Origin of the sequence: Rhodohalobacter sp. (assembly GCF_041686455.1) — a bacterium.
GTDB lineage: Bacteria > Bacteroidota > Rhodothermia > Balneolales > Balneolaceae > Rhodohalobacter.
Map to the genome: position 1 here is coordinate 1 of NZ_JAWLDW010000150.1, position 5,505 is coordinate 5,505.

A 5,505-nucleotide genomic window follows, 5' to 3' on the forward strand; every position below is an offset into this window, starting at 1 on the left:
TCCAAATGAAAAAAGTATTGGCTTCTCGTATTCTCGCAGAATTACCCGGCCAAGCTTTAATGATCTTGCACCATTCGTCTTCTTTTTGGATCCCAATACGTTCCTATCGGGCAATCCTGATTTAGACCCCGCAATCAGTGATGCACTGAAACTGGATTACAATCATAAGCAGTTTCTGCTCTCACTGCAATACAGCTATACAAGAGATGGAATTGTAGCCTTTCAGCCTGAGATCAATCAAAATACGAATGAGCAAGTTTACAAAACACAAAACCTAGGCTATTTCCGAACCTATGCTATTAACACCAGCCTGCCGGTCTATTTTACCACCTGGTGGGAAATGCGAGCGAACGTATCCGGGCAGTATCAGGTATTTAAAACTGCCCACATGGATGAGAATCAAACCCAGGATATGTACAGTTACTCCGCAAATATCTCCAATATCATTGACATGCCGCGGGATTTTTCACTTGAAATTTCAGGATATTACCAATCCAAAAGGTCTGCAGGATTACTACATTTTAAACCACAGGGAGCATTAAATATCGGCATTCAGAAAAGAATAGCTTCAGACCGAGGAACAATACGGCTTTCGGCGGATGATCTTTTTTACACAGACTTAATGAGATACAGTACAAATATCCCAAGCGTGAAGCTGGATAGCCGTGGCGTATATGATTATGGTTCACGAAATATTAAGCTGACCTTCACCTGGAATTTCGGGAATAGTAAAATCGAATCCATAAATGTGAGTACCGGCTCTGAAGAAGAGCAGAGCAGGGTTACAAATTGAACGAAAGATTTGAAAAAACTCCTGAGTATTGCTAAAGACCTCAATCGGTACAGTTCCCGATTTAGACTAGTCTAAAAATAATAGCACGGACAGTAGAAAAGCGAAAAGACAGGCCGAATGGCACTGGATCTAATTCGAAACGGCATAAAAAAAAGAGGATTCTGGGTATCAGCCAAAATCCTCTGTTGATTTGTTGAGAAGCGTTGCTCATACGCTACTTCGATGATTTAATCTTATCTCTGATTTTTCAACTCTCTCAATAAGTTTTATTCATTGCACTCTGTCTAAGGAAAAGAATTATCTATTTCCTTATTGCTTACCTACAATTTATCAGAACTGCATCAAACCAAAAAATAGTGTTCTCTAACTTCATTCGAATTAAAAGGATAAGAGCTCTAATAAAAGCAGCAAAATTCACCTGAATATTAGGAGGCTTTAAAGTTATTGTCCGATGATTGAGGAAACTGCTTTCAAAATGATTCGATTTGCCGGTCTGAAATCTCCCTTTTACTGACTCTCCATCTGATTTAAGGAAAAATATTCTGCATGAAATGTATTATAGCCAAAGATGAATTTCCGAAGCGGATTGGAGCTTTACAACAATGTAGAAAACCCAGAATGCTCCCTGGCTTCTGCTGAAACCCGTTACCGAGAAAATGTATTGAAATCAATCATCTAAGATATGCTCTGCCTTTCAAATTAAAGCACAAATTCAGGTGCCTGTAGTTAGGACCGGAGTTTAAAACTTCTTACTCCTCCCTCCTCCTCTTTGCCCACTCCAGCATTACCAAATCGTATATACCATGCGCCGCCATTGCAGAAATGAGCCCCGAAATTTCGTATAAAAAGCCCAGCATCATGCTTAATCCAAAAAGCATCAATCCAAACAGAATGTGTCCGGCTGATTTAAATTTAAAATAGCCGTGTATGGCTATGAAAATGATAGAGGTAGCCCATATACCAAGTATAGGCTGGATCGCTCCGCGAAACAGGATCTCCTCCCCTGCGCCTGCAAAGAGTGAGATCTGGACTCTGTCGAACGGTGAGAATTTGGTATTGGCAATCACCCTGAAAAGAGTGAAATCATCCAGTACATCTGCAATTGGGGATCTGGAGGAGAGAAACATTACTACGAGAGCCGCTGCAATACCCGCACTTAAACCAATCGCCATTTGAACGGTAATGGAGTAGCCGTGCTCAAAAATTTCCCGGAAATCACCTTCATGGAATAAATAGATGAGAAGCAGTGAAACAGCTACATAAAATAGAAAAGAGAGCAGCGACATCCCGAGCATGTTTTTGCCCGTTAAATTCTCTTCCAACTGATATTGATTTTTTTCTTCCATGAATTAATTTGCCAAATAGTTTTTTAAAAAACGTTTGTCTATTTACTACTTTGAAACAAACGACTTAAAATACAGATATCAATCTCTGAATCAATTCACTAAACGAGCAAAAAATGAGCAAAGCAATTAAATTTGGACTGGGTGGAATTCTGGCAATCTTAATCATTGGTTTTTTAGTCCTCACCATGTCCGTCGACTCCATCGTTAAAACAGGCATCGAAACCGTTGGTTCTGAAATGACGGGAACGGCCGTTACCGTAGAACGGGTTTCAATCTCCCCCTTTTCCGGCAGCGGGACCATTAGTGGTTTTCGCGTAGAAAACCCCGAAGGATTTGAAAAGGAATACGCATTGGAAGTAGACGATTTTAGTCTCGAATTAAGCATTCGTTCTCTTTTCACGGATGAAATGGTAGTGCACAATATTGAAGTTGATTCACCTTCGATATATGTGGAGCAGAAGATGCCGGAAAACAACCTTCGCACCATTATGAATAACATTGAGTCTTTATCGGCCGGAGAGACAACTGAAAAGGCTCTTGTGATCGAGCATTTTATAATGACGGAGGGAAGTGCTGATCTATACACAGAGATTGGAGGTGAGCGATCGGCCCGGGTCGAAATTGCACAGATCGAGCTGAATGATCTGGGGCGGGGCGGTGCTAAACAGGCCGTTGAAGATGTGATTCAAGAGATCGCGGAGAATGTGGTTGACCAGTCGCTGAGAGCTGCAGCCGAAAGCGGTTCAGAACAGATTCAAGATGCTATTCGGGACTTCTTTAATTGATGTACTTGAACTTATTTTTAGAAGAAATATTCTCCCCTAATAAGGGGAGACAAGAGGGGTGTATTTTATGAACATTTTAAAATTTATTGAACCTTTTTTTATGAATTAATATTCTAACTCAGGTACAGTGGAAGTCCTCTCAATTACGTTGGCTTTGAAATTGAAAACGTGCTTTTTCTTTCCCCACTTGAACCGTGAAATACCCCTCTTCCAGAATGGGTTCACCATCAAAACCGGGATAGCTCAACTGGTTTTCTGGATCAATCGTTAGCGTCAGTTCTTTTGTTTCACCCGGTTCAAGCGTCACCCTTTCAAAATGAACCAGCTCTTTAACCGGCCTTGAAATCCGCCCAACCTCATCGGTCAAATACCACAGGATCGTTTCTGTTCCCACACGATCTCCTTCGTTGGTCACAGATATTTTAGCCGTTAACTGCTGATTTACATCTATGGCCGTATCACTTAGTTCCAGATTCTCATAGAAATAATCGGTGTAGCTTAGACCATAACCGAACTCCCAAAAAGTTGAAGCTTCACTATCCACTACAATATCATTGGCGATGGTTTCATCAAAATAGTATGCAGCACTGGGCTTGTGGTTGTAGGGAATAAAATGTCCAACAAACTGGGGATATGAAAAAGGTAATTTCCCGCTTGGATTTACCTGACCACTAATTACTTTTGCAATCGCTTCGGCACCTTCAAATCCCGGAAGTCCCGCCCATATTATGGATTCCGTATCATACACAATTTCGTTAATTACTCTTGGGCGCCCGGCCACCAAAACAAGCACCGATGGTTTACCCGTTTCGTTGACTGCTTTGATCATGTCCAGCTGATCTTCGTCCAGTTTTAGATTCGTAATGTTGCCCACAAACTCTGTGTAGGGCTCTTCTCCGGCAGCTATTATGACTGCATCCGAACTTTCAGCTAATTCATTGAACTCTTTTCTTGTCTTGGAATACTTATTTCCAATAGATTCCATACTGATGATCTCTGAGTTCGGAAATTCTTCTCTTAGTGCATCTGTAATGGTTTTCATCGATTCGGGATAACGCTCTTCAGCTGCACCCTGCCAGGCAAGTGTCCAGCCACCTGCCAGATTTCTTTTACTCTCAGCCGATGGCCCTACTACCAGTAGTTTCTTAACATTTTGTGATATTGGCAAAATATCATCGTCATTTTTTAACAGCACCATCGATTCCTCTGCCGCTTTCAAAGCAAGGGCTTTGTGAGAATCACTGCCAATTTCGTCAAGAGATTCACCGGATGGGTACGGATGTTCGAATAAACCCAGTTCAAATTTAAGCTTCAAAATTCGCCTGACAGATTCATTCAGCCTCTCTTCGGTTACCGATCCATTATTAACCAGCTTTAAGAGACTCTCATTAAAAGACAAAGAGTTCGGCGTCATACTCATGTCGATACCGGCCTCAATAGCCTGCAGGGTTGCTTCGTCATAATCCCGGGCGGTCTTATGAAAATTGTAAAGTTTCCCGATATCTGCCCAATCTGTAACAATCACTCCCTCAAAACCCATTTCATCTCTAAGCAGATCAGTAAGCAGCTCTTTGGATGCATGTACCGGAATTCCGTTCACCTCACCGCTATTCAACATCATCGTTTTCATTCCGGCATCTATAGCTGTTTGAAATGATGGTCGATGAAACTCATGGATTGTCTGCATCGACAAGTCAACCGGTGTACGATCCCAACCGGACCTTGGCACAGAGTATCCAAGAAAATGTTTACCGGTAGCTGCTAATTTATACGGGAAAAGATCATGATCGCCTTGGTAACTCTCTACATACGAGCGGCCCATTTCAGAAATCAGATACGGATCTTCACCGAAGGTTTCGTAAAATCGCGGCCAGTACGGATTTTCTCCCAGATCTAAAACCGGGGCAAAGTTCCAAACATGACCTAAGGGACCGGACTCAAGAGCCGTAATTCTGCCGGTTTGCCGTGCGTGTTCGGTATTAAAAGTAGCGCCGAGATTGATGTTATGTGGAAAAATAGTGCTTCCTTCCAAATAACTGGCCCCATGCATATGATCAATACCATATATTATTGGAATACCGAGCCGGGTTTCTTCTACAGCTATCTTTTGGAGTTCATTGATATAATCCAGCCACTGTTCCGGAGGTACAGCCTCCCCATTCAAAAATGAACCGATGTAATGGTTCTTTAGCAAATCCCTTGCCTTTTCAGCATCCAGGTTCACGTCACTCTGTACCTTTTCATGATTTATCTGAGTGATATTGAGCTGAGTCATTTGCCCTACCTTCTCTTCAAGCGTCATTCGTGAGAGCAGGTCATCTACTCTTTCTTCTACGGTTAAGGAAGAATCTAAATATTGCTGAGCGTGAACCATTGAATTTTTACTAAGTAATAATATGAGACTGAAAAATAGAATTGCCGGTAATTTGTAAATTTTAAAATATGAACATCCCGAGGCAGCAATATGAATATACATGTAATTAATTATTATGGATATTTAGAAAGTCTTATCAACAATTTTAAACTACCTAACCTTAGCTGATCAACTTCTGAAATTGAAAGAATTATTTATCCGCCTTTT

Annotated in this window: 4 protein-coding genes; 2 read left to right on the forward strand and 2 right to left on the reverse strand. The window is 41.4% G+C overall.

The window, feature by feature from the left end; all coding sequences use genetic code 11:
- On the forward strand, positions 1–793 hold a 793-nt coding region (locus ACESM0_RS12450), incomplete at its 5' end, for an outer membrane beta-barrel family protein (protein ID WP_372906532.1).
- Between the two features lie 749 nt (positions 794–1,542).
- Here the strand turns inward: ACESM0_RS12450 and ACESM0_RS12455 are convergent.
- Positions 1,543–2,139: a CPBP family intramembrane glutamic endopeptidase gene (locus tag ACESM0_RS12455; protein ID WP_372906533.1), complete on the reverse strand. Its 597-nt coding sequence runs from the start codon at positions 2,137–2,139 to the stop codon at positions 1,543–1,545.
- Between the two features lie 113 nt (positions 2,140–2,252).
- Here ACESM0_RS12455 and ACESM0_RS12460 point away from each other — a divergent pair, with 113 nt between their 5' ends.
- Entirely contained in the window at positions 2,253–2,924 is a 672-nt protein-coding gene (locus tag ACESM0_RS12460) for a hypothetical protein (protein WP_372906534.1), read from the forward strand.
- A gap of 139 nt (positions 2,925–3,063) precedes the next feature.
- On the opposite strand, the gene ACESM0_RS12465 is transcribed toward ACESM0_RS12460, so the two are convergent.
- Positions 3,064–5,298, reverse strand: coding sequence for a glycoside hydrolase family 3 N-terminal domain-containing protein (locus tag ACESM0_RS12465; RefSeq protein WP_372906535.1), 2,235 nt, complete (start codon positions 5,296–5,298; stop codon positions 3,064–3,066).
- Positions 5,299–5,505: the final 207 nt, after the last annotated feature.